Here is a 17,701-nt window from a genome sequence, read left to right on the forward strand (position 1 = left end):
GGCTTGGATCAGGTCAGCTTGCGCTGTCGGGACTCGCGCTGGGCGTCCCGGGCGCGCCCGGGGTTCCGTCGGCGCCGCCGTTGCTGCCGGTCCCGCCGGCCTGACCAGCCTCGCCGTCCGCACCGCCGTTGGCTCCGTTGCCTCCGACGCCGCCGCTACCGTCGCCGTTCGGGCCGATCTGGCCACCGGTGCCACCGGTGCCGCCCGCGCCACCGGCACCGCCGGGACCAGTCTCGGTGGCGTCTCCGCCCTTACCGCCGTTGCCGCCGGCACCGCCGTCGCCGCCGTTGGCAGCCGCGGTGCCGGTGCCGCCGGTGCCGCCGTTTCCGCCGGCGCCACCGGTACCTCCGGGCTGCGTGGTGGAATCGGTCGAGTCGTCGCCTGGGGTGACATGGTTGGCGCCGCTGGTGCCGGCGTTGCCGCCGGTACCGCCGTTGCCGCCGGTGCCGCCGTCCAGCCCGGTGCCGCCGTTACCGCCGTTACCGCCCTGCACCGTGGTGCTGGTGCCGCCGGTGCCGCCGTTGCCGCCGGTGCTGCCCGCACCGATGCCGGCACCGCCGTTGCCGCCGGCACCGCCGGCGAGGCCACCGGTCAGGGAAGGCAGCGAGCCGCCCTTAGCGCCGGCACCGCCCGTGCCTCCGGTCCCGCCATCGACTCCGGCGCCACCGGTACCGCCCTGGCCGCCGGCGGACGCGGCACCCGTGCCGCCGGCACCACCGTTGCCGCCGGTGCCGGCGTCTCCAGCGCCGCCACCGCCGCCACCGCCGCCCCCGCCTGAACCGACTTCTGGCCGGACGCCGCCATTGGCGATGGTTCCAATAGCGCCGAAAAGGCCGCCGAGGCCGATGGCGCCGGTCCCACCGGCACCGCCCTGGCCGGCGACACCGCCGCCGCTGGTGCCCCCGGCGCCGCCGGCACCGCCAGTGCCGCCGCCGCCGCCAAGCAGGGAACCAGTTCCTCCGTTGCCGCCACTGCCGCCGTACCCGGCGGATGCGCCATTGCTGCCGTTGCCGCCGTTACCGCCTTGGCCGCCGTTGCCGCCACTGCCAGCGAAGGGGCCGGCCGTGGCGCCGTCGCCACCCGTTCCGCCGTTGCCGGCGACCGAACCCAAACCGCTGGCTTCGCCACCGTTTCCGCCGGCTCCGCCACCGCCGGGTCGCCCGTCCGCGCCGCCAAGCATGCTGCCGCCGGTGCCGTCGCCACCGTGGCCGCCGTCGCCGGCGTGGCTGTCAGCACCGCTGGAGATGCCCCCGGCCCCACCGGCGCCGCCGTCGTTGCCCGCACCACCGAGAATGCCGGTGATTGAGGTGAACGGGAGCCCTGGATTGCCGGAAAGCCCGGCGAGCTTGTCGAGGATGTCCTGGCTCAAGGCCACACCAAACGGATTGGGTGAACTGAAGACGCTGATCAATGAGCCCGCACCACCGCCGTCGCCGCCGGCACCGGCGACGCCGCCGGCTCCGCTGCTGGCACCACCCGTTCCACCGTCACCGCCGGCCCCGGCTCTCCCGCCGCTGACCATGCTGCCCAGTCCGCCGTTCCCGCCGGTGCCGCCCGCGCCGGCGAAGCTGTTGATGCCGGTGACGGCGCCGCCGACGCCGCCAGTACCTCCGGTGCCGCCCTGCCCGCCGAACATCAGGCCGCCAAGTCCGCCGAAACCTCCCGCGCCGCCTGCGCCTGCGGTGCTGTTGTCGCCGCTTGCAGCGCCGCCGATACCACCGTCGCCAGCCCGACCGCCGGTACCGCCGAACATCATCCCGCCGAGTCCGCCCGTTCCGCCGTTGCCCCCGGCGCCGGCGGAGCTTTCGGCACCGGTCGCGGCGCCGCCCTGGCCGCCGTTGCCGCCGGCGCCGCCTTGGCCGCCAAACAGGATGCCGGCGCCGCCGCCGTTGCCACCGTTGCCACCGGCCCCAGCGATGCCCTCGTCGGCGTCGACCGCACCACCGTTGCCGCCGCGACCGCCCGCGCCGCCGATACCGCCGAAGTTGGTGAAAGCGGTGCCCCCGTTACCCCCGATGCCGCCTGCGCCACCTACGTCGGTGCCATTGCCGCCGGCCCCACCGTTTCCGCCGACGCCGCCGAACGAGAACCACTTTCCGGCCGCGCCGCCGCCATCGCCGCCGTCGCCACCGTTACCGCCGAACAGGCCCGCGCCACCCTCGCCGCCCGCGCCGCCGATGCCGATCAGCGTTCCGCTGGTGCCGCCGTCACCACCGTCGGCTCCGGCACCGCCGATTCCGCCGGCACCACCATTGCCGAACCACCCGGCCGCGCCGCCGTTTCCGCCGGCCACGCCCGCGACATCGGAGTCATAGCCCGCGCCGCCGTCACCGAACAGCCAGCCACCTCCGCCGCCGGTCGGGTCGTCCTCGGTGCCGGCCAGGCCGTTGCAGATCAGCCCGCACACGGAGTCGGAGGCGAACAGCGGATTGATCAGGTCGCCGAACTGCTGCCCGAATGAGCTGGACATCCAGTCCTGCATGCCGGCGTGCAGATCCAGGTAGATGCTCTGCGCGAAGTCATCGAAGCTGAACGCCGAGAAGCTGAAGTCGGCCGCTCCCACACCGTCGAACCAGGTCGACAGATCCCCGAGGCCCAGGGCAGCGGGGTCGAAAACCGCGCTGCCGACGTCGCCCGGCTCGAACCAGCTGGTCGAGTCCAACCAGAAGCTCGGGTCGAATAGGTCTTCCAGATCGGCACTGGCGGCCGGCGCGAAACCCAGCGGGCTCAGCCCCAATGCCAGTACGGCACCCGCTGCCAGGGTGCGGTGACGGCGTTGGGATGCAACGGATTTGCGCTGGCGCGACATTCAGGTACCTCTCGGTGCAGCGGTCGCGGCCATAACGCCGCACCAGATTTAGGGGTCTGCGATCCGAAATTTACCGTAACTTAACAAAGGCTGCAGTCCACTGTGGGTTCACTGCGCACCGTCTGCCCAGGGCCTGTGAGGTCACTGTCGGTCTGGTCGGTCCGACAGCACGTCGCGGAGCTGGTACTTCACCACTTTTCCGGACTGCGTTCGCGGCAGGGCGTCGACGAACTCCAGCCGGATCGGCAGCTTGAACGCCGCAAGCTTGTCCCTGGCGTGCTCGCGCAGCTCATCGAGCTCTAACGTTGCGCCGGGCCGCAGTACCACCACGGCCGTCACCGCCTCGCCCCACTTCTCGTGCGGGGTGCCCAGCACCGCCACTTCTGCGACGGCCGGGTGTCCGTAGAGCACGTCTTCGACCTCGGCCGGATAGACATTCTCGCCGCCGGAGATCACCATGTCCTTCACCCGGTCGAGCACCCACACGTAGCCCTCGTCGTCGGCTTGGCCGATATCGCCGGTGTGAAACCACCCCTCGCCATCGATCACCGCCGCGGTGGCCTCGGGGTTGCGCCAGTAGCCGGCCATCACCTGCGGTCCTCGCACGCAGATCTCCCCGCGCGTGCCGGCAGGTACCGGCTGGTTCTCGAGATCGACAAGCCGCACCTCCGACAGTGGCAGTACCTGGTTGCCCGCGGCGCCGATCTTCACGCCCACCTCGTCGGTGCGCAGCACCAAGGCCAGCGGGGCGGTCTCGGTGAGCCCGTACCCCTGCGCGAACGGGATGCCGCGCTCGGCGTAGCGGTGAATCAGGGGCTCGGGCACCGGTGCGCCACCGCAGACGAAGCTGCGCACGCTGGACAGGTCGGTGTCGGCGAACTCCGGTCGCTGGCTCATGAACAAGAACATCGCCGGCACCCCGAACATGGTGGTGATCCGCTCTTCGGCCAGAAGTCGCAGGGCTTCGGCTGGATCGAAGGCGGGCATCAGCACGATCCGGCCGCCCTTCTGCAGGGTCAGCAGCGTGGTGACGTTGAGCCCTCCGATGTGAAACAGCGGTGCACAGACCAGCGACACGTCGTTCTGGCTGGTGTCGAATGTCAATAGGGCGTTGATGTTGTTCCAGAACAGGTTTGCGTGAGTGAGCATGGCCCCCTTGGGGTGCCCGGTGGTTCCGGAGGTGTACATGATCACGGCGATGTCATCGGGCTCGGCGAACACCAGGTCGGTCAGTGGTGCCCGCCCGGCCAGCAGCTCGTCGAGTACCTCCCAGCCCGGGACCGGAGCCAGCGCGATCACCCGGCGCAGCCCGGCCTGCGCGCGTACCGGATCGATCACCGCGGCGCGCTCGGCGTCGGTGATCAGGGTGTGCACCTGCGCATTGCCGAGGATGTAGCCGAGCTCGTCGGCGGTCAGTCGCCAGTTCAGCGGCACGAACGAGGCGCCGATGCGTGCGGCGGCGAACAGGGTGACCAGAAAGTCCGGGTGGTTTAGGCCTGCGTAGCCGACCCGATCCCCGCGCTGCATACCTCCGGCGGCCAGTTCGGCTGCCAGCCTGTCGATCCGATTCGCGAAATCCCGGTAGGTCCAAGTGATTTCGCCGTAGGTGATGGCGGGAAGGTTCGGCGTTGCTGCGGCCCGCCGGGAGATCCAGGAGCCGAGATCGATGGGGGGTGTGTCCACCTCACGAACGCTAACCCGCTGGCCGTCGACGCAGGGGTGGTTCGCAACAGGGCCGCCCTGAGTGGCGTTGCCGTGATTTATCGATCGCAGTGATTTTTTTATCCCGCAGGCGACCGCACTTCAATAAAAGATAGGAGTCGCGGGCGCTTTTATGTGGAAAGTTGAATTATTCGCCGTGCGTTCGATCCGAGCCATTGTGACGCCGATCTCAATTGCGGCCTCGACCTGGGGAAATGCTGTGTTTCCCGAAGCTGGTGACTAGAGCGGTGACGGAAAGTGAACGGTCTTTGAACATTGTTATTCACAGGGCTTTGGGGTCGCTTAATTGAGCGAGAAACGGCTACGTTCGTCTTCGCCCGAGCGGAGCATCGCCGGGGCGAGGTTCAGTGAGGAAGGTCAGGGCGGATGAGCGGTCCCCGAGGTGGCGCTTTAGGCCGAGTGCAGCGGGCGGCCGCCCGTGTGACGGCCACGATCGTGTCAGCCGGATTCTGCCTCCTGGTTGCACCGGTGGCGCACGCCGACCTCGACGACTTACTCGACACGGTGATCGGCGCGGCGAGCGCGGGCCCCGACCCAGTCGATATTGCCGACCTTCCCGCGGGCTCACTGGATCTGGATGCCTCCGGTGTTCTGCAGGATCCGCTGGCACAGCTCGATCAGCTGTTGCACGGCGAGCCAGGGCAACTCAGTCCAGAGCCGGCCACCGTGGGCACGCCTGCCGAGGCCACTTCGGGCACTCCGCCCGACACCAACTCGGGCGCACCCGGCGACACCAACTCGACTCCCGGAAACGGCGAGCATCAAGCCGGAAACTCCGAAAACTCCAACAATCCCACCAACTTCCCGAAGTTCAGCATGCCCGGTGGCGGCAACGGCGGCGGCGGTTCGGGCGGTGGCGGTAACGGCTCGGGTGCCCCGGGCGCCAATAACACCAAGACCAAGTCGAACACCAGCGCCGCCAAGCCCGGGGCGGATCTGCCGAAAGCCGAGGGCGACGGCGTCGGCTAGCGCCTGGGCTGCGCCGCGGCGCCGATCGATGGCAGGCTGAACCGGTGCCCGGTTCGATCTGCGACATCCTGCCGTCCGCCGCCGCGCTGCTGGGAGTTGGGGGCGCGATCGACCCGCTCGGTCTGCGCGAGCGCGTCGGTGACGTGCAGCGGGTGGCGGTGGTGCTCGTCGACGGGCTGGGCTATCACCTGTTGCCGCAACTGACGCAGGACGCACCCCTGCTGGCCTCGGTGCTGGCCGGCACCACCGGTCAACTGACCGAACTGTCTTGTACGTTCCCCTCCACCACGCCCACTAGCTTGGTCTCGCTGGGCACCGGCGTGCCGCCGGGCGAGCATGGCGTGCTGGGTTTCACCGTCAACGTTCCCGGAACCGATCAGGTGCTCACGCACATCTTCTGGGGTGACGAGCCGCCGCCGGCGGTATGGCAGCCGGTGCCCACCTGGTTCGAGCGGCTGCGCGACGCCGGCGTGGCTGCCCGCGCCGTGCTGCCCCAGATGTTCGTCGGCAGTGGGCTGACCGAGTCCGCCTACCGAGGCGCGGAGTTTTGCCCGGTAGCCAAGGGGGAGCGCTACGCCCAACGGGTGGTCGCGGAGCTGGCATCCCCGGGCCTGGTCTACGGCTACACCGCAGCACTCGACCACGCCGCGCACGTGTCGGGAATCGGCTCGGAGCACTGGCACGCCGCCGCCGCCAAAGTCGATGCGCTGCTGCGGCATCTCCTCGAGGAACTGCCAGCAGACACGGCGCTGCTGGTCACCGCGGACCACGGCGGGCTCAACGTGCCCGAGGAGGCTCGCATCGACCTCGACGCCGACCCGGCGTTGCGCGCCGGAATCCGAGTGGTCGCCGGCGAGCCGCGGGTGCGCTACCTGCATACCGAGCCCGGCGCCACAGCCGACGTGCTGGCGACCTGGACGGAACTCCTGGCCGGGCGAGCCCTGGTGCAAACCCGCGAACAAGCCGTTGCCGCTGGAGTATTCGGACCCGTGCGGGACGGGCATCTGGCACGCATCGGCGACATTGTCGTGACATGTACCGGCGACACCGCGGTCCTGGCGACCGAACACGAACCGCCGCAGACGGCGCAACTGGTCGGCTTCCACGGCGGGCTCACCCCGGCCGAGACAGCGATCCCGCTGATCGCCTTTTCCCGTTGACTCTGCGCTGAGGGCGTTGGTTACTCGCACTTTTGCGCCCTGGACGCAGAGTGAACGTGGGGCGCTTACTCCTTGTCGCCGTACTCGTCGAACCAGTGGGCCAGCTTGCCGCGCCGGCTGACCGCCCGCAGTCGACGTTCGGCCGACAGGCGGGTCTTGCTGGTGGTGACGATCAGCAGCTCGTCGCCGACGGTGATCCGGGTGTCGGGCTGGGGCACGAAGGTGTCGCCCTTGCGGATGATCAACGTGATCACACTCGGGTCGGGCAGTCGCAACTCGAGCACCGAGACGTTGTGCAGCTTCGATCCCGGCTGCACGGTCATCGTCAGCAACTCGGCCTCCAAGACGTCCAGCGGTGCCGCCTCGACCTGGATCTCGCGGGTGGTGTCGCGGGGGATCAGCCGCAGCCAGTGCGCGAACAGCCCCAGGCTGGGGCCCTGCACCACCGTGTAGACCACCACCAGGATGAACACGATGTTGAGCAGCCGGTAGCTGTCGGGGACGCCCTCGACGATCGGGAAGGTCGCGAGCACGATCGGAACCGCGCCACGCAGCCCCGCCCAGGACAGGAAGATCTGTTCACGCCAGGGCACTTTGAACCAGATCAGCGACGCCACCACCGACAACGGCCGGCTCAACAGCAGCAGTACCGCCCCGATGATCAGCGCCGGGATCAGTTCGCCGGACAACTGGCTCGGGCTCACCAACAAGCCCAGCAACACGAACAGCCCGATCTGCGCCAGCCAACCCAGCCCCTCGGCGAACGAGCGGATGGCCGCGCGATGCGGCAGGCCGGAGTTGGCCAGCACCACACCCGACAGGTAGGCGGCGATAAACCCGCTGGAGTGCAACGACGACGCCGCCGCGAAAGCCACCATCGCCAGCCCGAACGTCGCCAGGGGATACAGCCCGGATGCCGGCAAGGCGGCGCGGCGCAGCATCATCGCACCGAACAGCCCGACGACCAGGCCGATCGCCGAGCCCGCTATCAACTCATAGAACACCCCGCCGATGGCGTGGACCGGGTCGATCACCAGCGGCGTCGTGCTCAGCATCAGGACAACGATCGCCGCTGGCGCGTCGTTGAAACCGGACTCCGCCTCCAACAGGCCGGCCACGCGCCGCGGCAGCGGTAGCACCCGCAATATGGAGAACACCGCAGCGGCGTCGGTGGGCGAGACGATCGCCCCCAGCAGGAACGCCAGTTGCCAACTGATGCCCAGCAGCAGATGCGCGGCCACCGCGATCACCGCCATGCTGACCACGACACCGACGGTGGCCAACACGGCCGCTGGCGCCAGCAATCGGCGGATGTTGGCGAAACGGGTGGTCAAACCACCTTCCACCAGGATCACCGCCAGCGCGGTGGTGCCCAAGTCACTGGCCAGTTGCACATCGGAGAAGTCCAGACCCAGCCCGTCATTGCCGATCACCACCCCGACCAACAGGAACAGCAACAGGCTGGGCAGCCCGACTCGATCCGCCGCGCGGGTGGCGATGATGCTGGCCAGCAGAACCAAGCCCCCGATCAACAGAGCCAGGTAGAGCTGTTCCAGGCTCATCTGATCCCCGTTCGGGCTGTTGGTGGCGGTCGGACCCGCCCATATGATTCGCTCAAAGTCGGCGGGTTCGTGTTATCTGTCAGTAAATCAGTAGCGCTGTCACGACCGTGTTACGCCCGGAGCGGCAGGGACGAGGGGAGCCATCATGCGCATCGGGATCGCCGGCGCCGGCGCGGTGGGGCGATCCGTCGCACGAGAACTGATCGGCGACGGCCACCGGGTGCTGCTGATTGAGCGCAATCCGGCGCACTATCAGCCCCACACCGTCCCGGAAGCCGAGTGGCTGCTCGCCGACGCCTGTGAGCTGAGCGCGCTGCAGGAATGCGGCATCGAGATCTGTGACGTGGTGATCGCTGCCACCGGTGATGACAAGGCCAACCTGGCCACCGCGTTGTTGGCCAAGGCCGAGTTCGGGGTGGCCCGGGTGGTGGCCCGGGTCAACAACGCTCGCAACGAGCCGCTGTTCACCGAAGAGTGGGGCATCGACGTGGCGGTGTCCACCCCGCGGGCGATGGTCGCCGCGGTGGAGGGCGCCATCGATGTCGGCCACCTGGTCCCGTTGATGGGCTTGCGGCGCGGTCAGGCCAGCCTGACGAAACTCACCCTGCCCGACGACAACCCGCTGATCGGTAGGCAGGTCTGTGACATCGTGCTGCCCGAGGGCGCCGCGCTGGTCGCGGTTCAGCGCGGTGACCGGGTGATCCTGCCCCGGGCGACCGAGGCGCTGCAGGCCGGCGACGAGATGCTCTTCGCCGCGGCCAGCGGGATCGACGACGAGGTCCGGGCGGTGGTGCACGGCGCACCCGCCGGCAGAAGGGCACACTGACGTCGTGCCGCCGCGGTGGGGACCCGTGAGTACGGCGCCGAACGAGCAGGACGACGCCGGGAGCTTGGCCAGCGGCGCCGGCGTCATGGCCACTGTGTTGGCGGCCGCACGGGCCGCGGCGGTGTCGCGCGAGCTGATCAACGACCCGTTCGCGGCGCCCTTGGTGCACAAGGTGGGCCTGGAGTTCTGCATTCGGGTGGCCGATGGAGACCTCGACATCAGCCGGCTCGGCAAAGACGGGGGATTTCCCCGGTTCGCGGAGTTCTCCGCGGCACGGACCCTGTTCTTCGACGCGTTCTTCACCGATGCCGCCCGCGCGGGCATCCGCCAGGCGGTGATCCTTGGCTCGGGGCTGGACACCCGCGCCTACCGACTGTGGTGGCCGCCGGAGACCATCGTCTACGAGGTCGACCATCCGCACGTCATGGACTTCAAGACCAGCACCATGCGGGCCTGGGACGCTATGCCGAGCGTCAATCGACGTGCGGTCGGTGTCGACCTACGCGGCGACTGGCCGGCTGCCTTGCGCCGGGTGGGTTTTGACGCCGCCGCCCCCACCGTGTGGGTTATCGAGGGGCTGCTGGTCTGGTACGTCCCCTCGGACGCCCAGAACCGCCTGCTCGACGGTGTCACCGGGCTCAGCGCGCCGGGCAGCCGGCTCGCCGCCGATCACGCGGTGCCGCCGAGCCGGCCGCAGGCCGTACATCACGAATCACTCGTCGAGCGGTGGCGCCGGCGTGGCCTGAGCCTCACCGGTCCCGGACCGTTCTATTCCGGGGAGCACACCGACGTCGTGCGCCATCTCACCGAAAGTGGCTGGGCCACCACTCAATCCGGTATCGCTGACCTGTTCGCGGCGGCTCGGCTGCCCCGGTTGTCCGACCGTGAGCTCGATGGCGCTCCGGCGGCTATCCGCTACGTTGCGGCCACCCGGCGCTGACCGCCCGACGCTATCCGGCCATGAATTCGGCGTAGGCAGAAGCCAACTCGGGCGGAAGGCCCGTGGTTTGGCATTGCCGTTGCGTCTCCCCGATGGGTGCCAGAATTCCGCGCAGCTCGTAGTACTCCTGGGGATGAGCAGTGAAGTAGCTGCGCACGTCGGCGGCGGCTTGCGGTCGTGGTGCACCGATGGCCTGATTCACCACGGCGTTGGCGCCGGGGTGCGCGGCCAAGTACTGCTGCGCCGAACCCGTCACCGAGTTCACGGTGTTGGACACGCCAGCCGGACTGCAGTCCGGTGCCGCCGACGCCGACGGGGCGACGACTAGAGCGGCGGTGGTGGCGCCCAGCAGTCCGGCGCCGAGGCCGAATCGGCGAATCATGGTGAAGCCGTGGGCTTTCGACATGGAGTTTCCTTCCGGGGTGGTGAATGCAATTCCCGTCCGGAGCCCAAGGTACGCGCGGTGCGAGTGCACGCCGTGTGTCCTGGAGCACAGCCATTGACGCTCGCGGCCATCGTTTCCGCACCTGCCGCACCTTCTAGCGGCAAATGCTCCACCAGTGCGGAGCGTTTCGGTAAGGCCCGCTCTTAAACTGCGGGATCAGCGCTTATCCGATCGTGACCTTAATGTTTGCTCGCCCGGTCGATTGCGGCCTCAGCGGCCTCTTTGATCGGCCCATGCCAGACATCGCCGTGACCGGGCGCCAAGACCTCGGTCTCCAGCAGCGCCAGTGCGCTCAGGCTGCGGAGGCAGTCTTGCTGGCTGTAGCTGAAGAGCTCAGGCAATAGCTGCGGCCCGGTGTGCGACAACACCGGATGACCGGTGATCAACGCGTCCCCACTGGCCAACACGCCATCGACCAGATATGAGCAGTGCCCGCGGGTGTGGCCGGGGGTGGGGATGGCGACCGGTTGCCCGGGCAGCCCCGCGGCGATCTCGCCGGTCAGCGCTTGCGCCGACGGGATGCCCTCCCGGTTCAGGCCGCCGCTGCGCACCACGTGCGCGCTCCACAGCGCCCAGCTCGGCCGCCACAGCCGCGGAGCCAACGCCAGCGGCGAAACCTGCTCCAGATACTCGCGTTTGGCGTGGCCGACTTCGTCGGCGTGGCAGTACACCGGGGTGCCGTGCGCCTTGGCCAGCCAGATCGCCGCCCCGAAATGGTCGACGTGGGCATGGGTGAGCAACACCGCTCGCACATCGGCCGGGCGATAGCCCAGGGCGCCCAGCGACGCCAACACGTCGGTGCGATCGCCGGGGTAGCCGGCATCGATCAGCATGACTCCGCTGTTATCGGTGACCAGCAGCCAGTTGACGGCTTCGCCGCGGGCCAAGTACACCCGCTCGGTCACCGGAACGAGCTCCACGAGCTTCTCACCCATGCCCGTGAGTTTAGAAAGGCGGCGGGAGAGTAGAAAAGGTGGAATGGCGGAACTAAAACTCGGGTACAAGGCATCGGCAGAGCAGTTCGGACCGCGGGAACTGGTGGAGCTCGGCGTCGCCGCCGAAGCGCATGGCATGGACAGTGCCACCGTCAGCGACCACTTCCAGCCCTGGCGGCATGAAGGTGGGCACGCCCCGTTCTCGCTGGCCTGGATGACCGCGGTGGGCGAGCGGACGAGCAAAATCCAGCTGGGGACCTCCGTGCTGACTCCGACGTTCCGGTACAACCCCGCCGTCATCGCGCAGGCCTTCGCGACGATGAGCTGCCTGTATCCGCAGCGGATCTTCCTGGGTGTGGGCACCGGCGAGGCTTTGAACGAGATCGCCACCGGTTTCACCGGCGAGTGGCCCGAGTTCAAGGAGCGGTTCGGGCGGCTGCGTGAGTCGGTGCGGCTGATGCGTGAGCTGTGGCGCGGTGACCGAGTGGACTTTGACGGCGACTACTACAAGCTCAAGGGCGCCTCGATCTACGACGTGCCGGAGTCGGGTGTGCCGGTCTACATCGCGGCCGGCGGGCCGGCGGTGGCGAAGTACGCCGGGCGCGTCGGTGACGGCTTCATCTGCACCTCCGGCAAGGGCGAGGAGCTCTACACCGAGAAGCTGATGCCGGCGGTGTTGGAAGGTGCGGCCGCCGCCGAGCGAGACGCCGCCGCGATCGACAAGATGATCGAGATCAAGATCTCCTATGACCCGGATCCCGACCTGGCGCTGAACAACACCCGATTCTGGGCGCCGTTGTCATTGACTGCCGAGCAGAAGCACTCCATCGATGACCCGATCGAGATGGAGAAGGCGGCCGACGCGCTGCCGATCGACCAGATCGCCAAGCGCTGGATCGTCGCCTCGGACCCGGACGAGGCCGTGGAGAAGGTCGGCGAGTACGTGGGATGGGGCCTGAACCACCTGGTGTTCCACGCACCCGGCCACGACCAGCGCCGCTTCCTGGAGCTGTTCCAGACCGACCTGGAGCCGCGGCTGCGTCGGCTGGGCTGAGCCGCCTCAGGGGCCGGTCAGGCGTAACCGCAACCGGGGTCGGGCGCATCCTCGAAGAGCGGTGCGCCGACCGGCAGCAGGTACACGGCCTGCAGCACCACCGGGGTCGATCCCAGATTGCGGCCGATGTGCGCGTGCTCGGGGCCGCCGGGTTCGGTCATCGGATCGCCGGGTCCGTAGACACCGTCGAGGCTGCAGTCGGCGCGATTGTGCGTCAAGGTGCCCTGTCGCACGACGCCGAACACGGTGCCGTCATGCCAATGCCAGCCGGTGCTGCCGCCGGGTTCGATGGTGATCTCGCGGAGAAAGTAGTCGCGTCCGTCGACCGCGGTCTGCGACAAGGTGATCCCGTTGGTCTGGTCGCTCGGTGTCGCGGTCGCCGGCGGAGCCACGGCCGGTGTGAGGGCGACCGCAAGCGCTACCGATACCGCCGAAGTTGCCCGAAGCCGGCTGGTCACGGTCACCGAATCTAGAACGTACTCATCGGCCGCACCGCGTTGGCCGTGTCGACCAGCCGGTAGCGATGCTCCTGAGTGGGCGCCAGCCGGGCCAGGGCCCGCAGCGCCATCTCCACACCGAGGCGCAGCCCGTGCTCGGTGAACGGGAAGCCCAGGATGTGGTTCGTGCTGGCCTCGTGCTCGGTCAGCCAGTCCATCGCCGCGCCCAGCACCAGCGCCCGGATCTGCAACACTCGCGGTTCGGTGTCCGGCAGCGCCTCCACCCGTCGAGCGGCATCACGGATCTGGGCTTCGGTGATCTCGCTGGACGAACGTCCCGACAGCAGTGTCACCGCACTGGTCAACCGCGCGGTGGTGAAATGCCTTGAGGTGGCAGGAACTTCGTCGAGGGTGCGAACCGCCGCGGTCCGGTCGCCTTCCACGGAGAGGGCGCGAGCCAGGCCGAAGGCGGCCGAGATCACGCTGTCGTCGGTGTGCCACACCGACTCGTAGAAGCCGCGCTCGTCGTCGGTACCGGCCAGCTCGGCGGTGGCGGCCAGGGCCATCTTCGGGGCCAGCTCGCCGGGGAACATGTCGAGCACCTCGGTGAAATCCTTGCGGGCCGCCTCGTAGTCGCCGGTGAGCAGCTCGGCCACTCCGCGGAACCAGACCAGCCGCCATCGCCAACCCACCTGCTCGGCCAACTCGTCGAGCTTGCTGGTGGCCTTGGTGATGTTGCCGAGGTCGAGCAGTGCCCGCACCTCCATCAGCGGCAGTCCGATGGACTCCGACAAGTCGATGCCATCGGACTCCAGCGAGCTGTTTCGCACGGCGCGCAGCGAATCCAGGGTTTGCACCGGTTCGCTGAGCTCCATCGACGACAACAGCGGGGCGGCAACATCACTCGGGTCGATCAGCGGCACCTGCAAGGCGGTCACGATCTCGCGTGCCGTCAGGTTCTGGGAGTGCACATGCCCGTCCAGGTAGACGTCGGTGTGCGCGACCAGCAGGTGCTCGCCGAAGGTGGACCGCGAACGGGTGAACACCGTCGACAGGCCGGGTCGCGGTGTCCCGGTGTCGCGGGCGACCACTTCGCGCAGCACGCCCATCAGCTGCGCGGACATCTCCTCGGCCGAGATGAACCGCCGGCGCGGGTCGGGGTCGATGGCCCGGCGCAGCAGCCGGCGGTAGGAGTCGTACTTCTTCAGCACCGGGTCGTCGTCGGGCAGTCCATCGACGTAGCGGCCGTCACGGGTGCGCAGCTTCAGCGTCAGCGCGGCCAGGGTCCGGCCCACGGTGTAGATGTCGGTGGCCACGGTCGGGCCGGTGCGAACGATATCGGGCGCTTGAAATCCCGGCGTGCCGTAGAGGTATCCGAACGAGTTGATGCGTGCTACCGCCCCGAGGTCGATCAGCTTCAGCTGCTCCTCGGTGAGCACGATGTTCTCCGGCTTGAGGTCGTTGTAGACCAGGCCCAATGAATGCAGATAGCCCAGGGCGGGAAGGATTTCCAGCATGTAGGCGATGGCCTGGGCCACTGGCAGCCGGGTGCCGCGGCGCTGTTTGAGCGATTGCCCGCCGACGTACTCCATCACGATGTAGCCGACCGGGTCGCCGTGGGAGTCCGGATGCTGGACGAAGTTGAAGATCTTGACGATCGACGGGTGGGTCACCTCGGCGAGGAACTGCCGCTCGGCCATGGCAATGGCCTGCGCCTCGGCGTCACCGGAATGCACCAGGCCCTTGAGCACCACCGGACGCTCGTTGACGTTGTGGTCGACCGCCAGGTACACCCAGCCCAGACCGCCGTGGGCTACGCAGCCCTTGATCTCGTACTGGCCGGCCACCATATCACCGGGTTTCAGCTGCGGCAGAAAGGAATACGGACTTCCGCAGTGCGGACACCAGCCTTCGGAGGCACCCTTCGCGTCGCCGGTGGATCGGCCTACCGGCCGACCGCAGTTCCAGCAGAAGCGCTTGGACTCGGCGACCTCAGGATTGTCCATGAGCGCAGCGAGGGGGTCGATCGGGGGAACCCGGGGGATCTCGACCAGGCCACCGCCCAACCGCCGCCGCGGAGCGACGGGGCGCACCGCCGTCGTGTCGTGGGATTCGACCGTGCCCGGGGAGTTCGGGCCTTCGCGGGGGCGGAAGATCGCTTGGGTCGACATCGGCCGGCGTACCGACGACGATTCGGCCAGCACGTCCGCCCGCTGGGTGACCGGACCGTCGTCGTCCAGCTCGGTGGCGGGCTGGTCAGCGTCGCTGCGCTCCGCATCGTCGTGGTCCCGCTTGTTGCGCCGCTCCTCAGCGTCGCTGCGCTCCGCATCGTCGTGGCCCTGCTTATTGCGCCGCTCCTCAGCGTCGCTGCGCTCCGCATCGTCGTGGCCCTGCTTATTGCGCCGCTCCTCAGCGTCGCTGCGCTCCGCATCGTCGTGGCGCGCCATCAGTCCGAATACCTCGGTGTCGGTGGCACCGGCGCCGGCCCCAGGACCGTCAACCACTTGCGGTACAAGGTGTTCCACGTGCCGTCGCGGCGGATGCGCTCCAGCGTTCCGTTGACGAAACGCACCAGCCCGGTGTTGTTCAGGTTGATCCCGATCCCGTAGGGCTCTTCGTCCATGCTCGGTCCGACGATGTGCAGATACGGGTCCTGCGCCATCAGGCCGGCCAAGATCGAGTCGTCGGTGCTGACGGCGTCGACCTGGCGCTGTTGCAGCGCCACCAGGCAGTCGGCCCAGTTCACCACCGAAACGATGATCGGGGCCGGGGTGATGTTGCGGATCCGCCGCAGCGAGGTGGTGCCCTGCGCTACACAGACCCGCTTGCCCGAGAGGTCCGCGGCCTGGCGGATCGCGGAGTCGCGCGGGACCAGCAGCCGCTGATTGGCCACCAGGTACACCGTCGAAAAGTTCACCAGCTCACGTCGGCCGCAGGTGATGCTCATGGTCTTGACCACGATATCGACTTCGGACTTCTGCAGGGCCGCGATCCGTTCGGCCGACGCCAGGATTCGATACTCGACCTGCGAGGGGGTGCCGAAGATGTCGCGGGCCACCTCGCCGGCGATGTCGACGTCGAAGCCGGTGATCTCACCGGTGATCGGGTCACGGAAGCTGAACAGGTTGCTGCCGATGTCCAGTCCGACGATCAGCCGGCCCCGATGGCGGATCTTGGCTACCGCCGCATCAGCCTCGGCCTTGTTATGGAAAGGGCGCAGGCTGGCGGTGGCGTCGCAGTCCTTGGTGCGCGGTTCGGGCGGTCGCGGTGCCTCCGGCGCCAACTCCTCCATACCGGCCGGGGTGGGCGGTGGCAGTGTCGGCATCGCTGTGGCGGTCACGAATTCGGTTCGCCCGCAGCCGGTCAGGCCGGACAGCACTAATGCGGTGCTCAATGCGCACAGCAGCAACCGGGGCCGTCGGTGGATCATCATCTGTACTCGTTCAGTCGAGGCCACAACCCGAGCGCGACCGCGATCGCGGCACCCATGCTGAGTACCGCGCCCCCAACCGGGGCCACCGACAGTACCCGGCGGGCGTTGAGGACATCACCGCGCAGCTGATTGCGACTGTGCTGCAGCGCCTTGTCCAGGGCAGCGTCGAGCTGGTCAAACGCCGGCGTCGAGTCGTCGCCGCTGCCGCCCAGCGCGACCTGGGTGGCGGCCCGGTAGTTGCCGACGCTGATGTAGGCGTTCATCCGGTCATTGGCCTGCCGCCACCGGGCCAGCAGCTGCCCGGCGTTGGCCAGGTCGGCCTTGTCCACCGCGTCGCCGCGCTCCAGATACTCCTGCAGCTGCTCCTGCATGGTGTCGATGCGCTGGTAGAAGGTCTGCTTACGGGTCTCCTCGTCGCCGCGCCGGATCAGCGACAGGGTCTCGTCGGCACGGGCCTGCTGCGCGGTGATCGCCAGGTTGGTGATCTCCTTGAGTGACTCGGCGCCGGTGTCCTTGGCGGTGCGGCTGCCCGCGGTGGAGATCACCAGCACCGTTCCGACCCAGATGATCATCAGCAGAATCGCGAGGCCACCGGCGACCAACCCGGGGTTGATCCGGCGCCGGGTGTGGCGGGCCAACCAGCGATGTGCAAACGCGCCGAACAGCACAGTGGCCGCCACCACCAGGATCACCGGGGCCGGCACCCTCGTCGACGCCGTGGTCTGCACGTCCACGGTCGCCGAAGTGGCCTGGTAGAGGCGCTGGGCGTCGGGAAGGATGGTGTGCTGCATCAGCTCGGAGGCTTCCGACAGGTATGACGAGCCGACCGGATCGCCGGAGCGGTTATTGGTCCGGGCCGTCTCGATCAGCCCGGTGTAGACGGCCAGCTGCGCATTGATTCGTCCCAGCAGTTGCAGCAGCGGCTCGTCGTCCAGACCGCCGGAAGCCCTGGTCACCGCCACAGCGGCGGCGGTGATGGCCTGTTCGTAGCGTTCCCGCACCGCCCGCGGTTCGCCCTGGGCGATGAAGGCGGTGGCTGCTGCGGCGTCGGCGACCGACAGTGTGGTGTAGAGCTGCCCGGCGGCATAGGCCAGCGGCTCGGTGTGGTCGAGCACCGTGGTCAGGGTGTTCTGCCGGTTGTTGATCGTGGTGGCGGTGGCGAAGGCGCTGATGCCGCCGAGGGCGGCGAGGATGAGTCCGATGGCCAGAATGCGGCCGGGGGTGGTGGTGAAGAACCACCAGCGGGGTCTGGCCGGTTCGGTCGGCGACCGTAACCCCGCCGGCTCGGTTGACGGGTGCGCCAACTCAACGGTCACGTCTGTTCAGGCTCCATCCCTGCGGCTGATCGCGGCACCAACGATAATAAAGGGATTCTAAGAGCGAGGGCGGCGTCTGCGTGGCCTCTCGCG

General features: G+C 68.6%; 14 protein-coding genes. 5 read left to right on the forward strand and 9 right to left on the reverse strand.

The window, feature by feature from the left end; translation table 11 throughout:
- Window positions 1-13 precede the first annotated feature (13 nt).
- Window positions 14-2,809, reverse strand: coding sequence for a PGRS repeat-containing protein (locus ACKY0X_RS01910; RefSeq protein ID WP_409428090.1), 2,796 nt, complete (start codon window positions 2,807-2,809; stop codon window positions 14-16).
- A 141-nt stretch (window positions 2,810-2,950) separates the two neighbouring features.
- The gene (locus ACKY0X_RS01915; protein WP_409428091.1) at window positions 2,951-4,492 is read right to left on the reverse strand and encodes an acyl-CoA synthetase; all 1,542 of its coding nucleotides are present in this window, start codon (window positions 4,490-4,492) and stop codon (window positions 2,951-2,953) included.
- A gap of 405 nt (window positions 4,493-4,897) precedes the next feature.
- Here ACKY0X_RS01915 and ACKY0X_RS01920 point away from each other — a divergent pair, with 405 nt between their 5' ends.
- Together ACKY0X_RS01920 and ACKY0X_RS01925 are read left to right on the forward strand one after the other, a co-directional pair.
- Window positions 4,898-5,500 (forward strand): hypothetical protein, encoded by a 603-nt coding sequence (locus tag ACKY0X_RS01920; protein ID WP_409428092.1) that lies wholly within the window; start codon window positions 4,898-4,900, stop codon window positions 5,498-5,500.
- A gap of 44 nt (window positions 5,501-5,544) precedes the next feature.
- Window positions 5,545-6,660, forward strand: a complete 1,116-nt coding sequence (locus ACKY0X_RS01925) for an alkaline phosphatase family protein (RefSeq protein WP_409428093.1) — start codon at window positions 5,545-5,547, stop codon at window positions 6,658-6,660.
- Between the two features lie 65 nt (window positions 6,661-6,725).
- On the opposite strand, the gene ACKY0X_RS01930 is transcribed toward ACKY0X_RS01925, so the two are convergent.
- Entirely contained in the window at window positions 6,726-8,222 is a 1,497-nt protein-coding gene (locus ACKY0X_RS01930; RefSeq protein WP_409428094.1) for a potassium/proton antiporter, read from the reverse strand.
- Window positions 8,223-8,367: 145 nt separating this feature from the next.
- On the opposite strand from ACKY0X_RS01930, the gene ACKY0X_RS01935 reads away from it, so the two are divergent.
- Both ACKY0X_RS01935 and ACKY0X_RS01940 read left to right on the forward strand, forming a co-directional pair.
- Entirely contained in the window at window positions 8,368-9,048 is a 681-nt protein-coding gene (locus ACKY0X_RS01935) for a potassium channel family protein (RefSeq protein WP_409428095.1), read from the forward strand.
- 25 nt (window positions 9,049-9,073) lie between these two features.
- Entirely contained in the window at window positions 9,074-9,988 is a 915-nt protein-coding gene (locus tag ACKY0X_RS01940) for an SAM-dependent methyltransferase (RefSeq protein WP_409428096.1), read from the forward strand.
- A 10-nt stretch (window positions 9,989-9,998) separates the two neighbouring features.
- Here the strand turns inward: ACKY0X_RS01940 and ACKY0X_RS01945 are convergent, their stop codons facing one another.
- Complete coding sequence (locus ACKY0X_RS01945; protein ID WP_409428097.1) at window positions 9,999-10,394, reverse strand: heme-binding protein; 396 nt, start codon at window positions 10,392-10,394, stop codon at window positions 9,999-10,001.
- A gap of 218 nt (window positions 10,395-10,612) precedes the next feature.
- The gene (locus tag ACKY0X_RS01950) at window positions 10,613-11,368 is read right to left on the reverse strand and encodes an MBL fold metallo-hydrolase (RefSeq protein ID WP_409428098.1); all 756 of its coding nucleotides are present in this window, start codon (window positions 11,366-11,368) and stop codon (window positions 10,613-10,615) included.
- 43 nt (window positions 11,369-11,411) lie between these two features.
- Between ACKY0X_RS01950 and fgd the strand changes: the two genes are divergently transcribed.
- Complete coding sequence (fgd, locus tag ACKY0X_RS01955) at window positions 11,412-12,422, forward strand: glucose-6-phosphate dehydrogenase (coenzyme-F420) (RefSeq protein WP_409428099.1); 1,011 nt, start codon at window positions 11,412-11,414, stop codon at window positions 12,420-12,422.
- Between the two features lie 17 nt (window positions 12,423-12,439).
- Here the strand turns inward: fgd and ACKY0X_RS01960 are convergent, their stop codons facing one another.
- From ACKY0X_RS01960 to glnX, 4 genes are read right to left on the reverse strand one after another with little or no spacing between them, the layout of a single operon-like run.
- Window positions 12,440-12,880: a cupin domain-containing protein gene (locus ACKY0X_RS01960; protein ID WP_409428100.1), complete on the reverse strand. Its 441-nt coding sequence runs from the start codon at window positions 12,878-12,880 to the stop codon at window positions 12,440-12,442.
- An 11-nt stretch (window positions 12,881-12,891) separates the two neighbouring features.
- Window positions 12,892-15,363 (reverse strand): tetratricopeptide repeat protein, encoded by a 2,472-nt coding sequence (locus ACKY0X_RS01965; protein ID WP_409428101.1) that lies wholly within the window; start codon window positions 15,361-15,363, stop codon window positions 12,892-12,894.
- Window positions 15,306-16,292, reverse strand: coding sequence for a glutamate ABC transporter substrate-binding protein (locus tag ACKY0X_RS01970; RefSeq protein ID WP_409428102.1), 987 nt, complete (start codon window positions 16,290-16,292; stop codon window positions 15,306-15,308). The genes ACKY0X_RS01965 and ACKY0X_RS01970 overlap by 58 nt, the downstream gene beginning before the upstream one ends.
- Window positions 16,289-17,608 carry a protein kinase G-activating protein GlnX gene (gene glnX / locus ACKY0X_RS01975; protein WP_046285811.1) on the reverse strand — a complete coding sequence of 440 codons (1,320 nt, stop codon included), beginning with the start codon at window positions 17,606-17,608 and terminating at the stop codon, window positions 16,289-16,291. The genes ACKY0X_RS01970 and glnX overlap by 4 nt, the downstream gene beginning before the upstream one ends.
- Window positions 17,609-17,701: the final 93 nt, after the last annotated feature.

Source organism: Mycobacterium sp. SMC-11, assembly GCF_046250095.1.
Taxonomy (GTDB): domain Bacteria; phylum Actinomycetota; class Actinomycetes; order Mycobacteriales; family Mycobacteriaceae; genus Mycobacterium; species Mycobacterium heraklionense_A.